The organism is Prosthecobacter algae (assembly GCF_039542385.1).
GTDB lineage: Bacteria > Verrucomicrobiota > Verrucomicrobiia > Verrucomicrobiales > Verrucomicrobiaceae > Prosthecobacter > Prosthecobacter algae.
Window position 1 is genome coordinate 1 of sequence record NZ_BAABIA010000028.1, and the last position, 676, is coordinate 676.

The 676-nt window shown below is 60.8% G+C and carries 1 protein-coding gene; it reads left to right on the forward strand.

What is annotated here, in order from left to right; translation table 11 throughout:
* Positions 1 to 676: ammonium transporter (locus ABEB25_RS24430; RefSeq protein WP_425572130.1), on the forward strand; the 676-nt coding region annotated here is incomplete at both ends.

Genomic DNA, 676 nt, shown 5'->3' on the forward strand with positions numbered 1-676 from the left:
TCCTCTGGTGGGCCTGCGGTTACAGCCTCTCTTTCGGCGCAGGTGAAGGCAAAACAATGCCCTTCATCGGTGACATGACCTACAAGTTCCTGGAAGGTGTGTCCCCATACGCCTCCGGCGCTGGCTACTGGTGGATCTCTGATGCCATGTGGGCCATGTTCCAGCTCAGCTTCGCCATCATCACCCCGGCGCTGATCCTGGGTGCCATCGCCGAGCGCATGAAGTTCATCTCCGTGCTCCTCTTCGTCTTCATCTGGATGTTTGTGGTTTATTTCCCATTCGCTCACATGGTCTGGTCCACGACCGGCCTGATGTGCGGTCCTCTCAACCCGAACGCTGCCATCAAGGCGATCGACTTCGCTGGCGGCACGGTGGTGCACATGACCTCGGGCTGGAGCGCCCTGGTGCTTTGCATCATGCTGGGCAAGCGCAAAGGTTACGGCAAGGAGCAGATGGCTCCTCACAGCATGGTGCTCTGCGCCGTGGGCACTGGGATGCTCTGGGTGGGCTGGTATGGTTTCAACGCAGGCTCCGCCCTGGGTGCTGATGGCATCGCCTCCAACGCTTTCATGACCACCACGCTGGCTGCGGCCATCGCCGGTTTTGTCTGGGCGGTGCTGGAGTGGATCACCCGTGGCAAGCCTTCCGTGCTGGGCTTCTGCTCGGGCATTGTGGC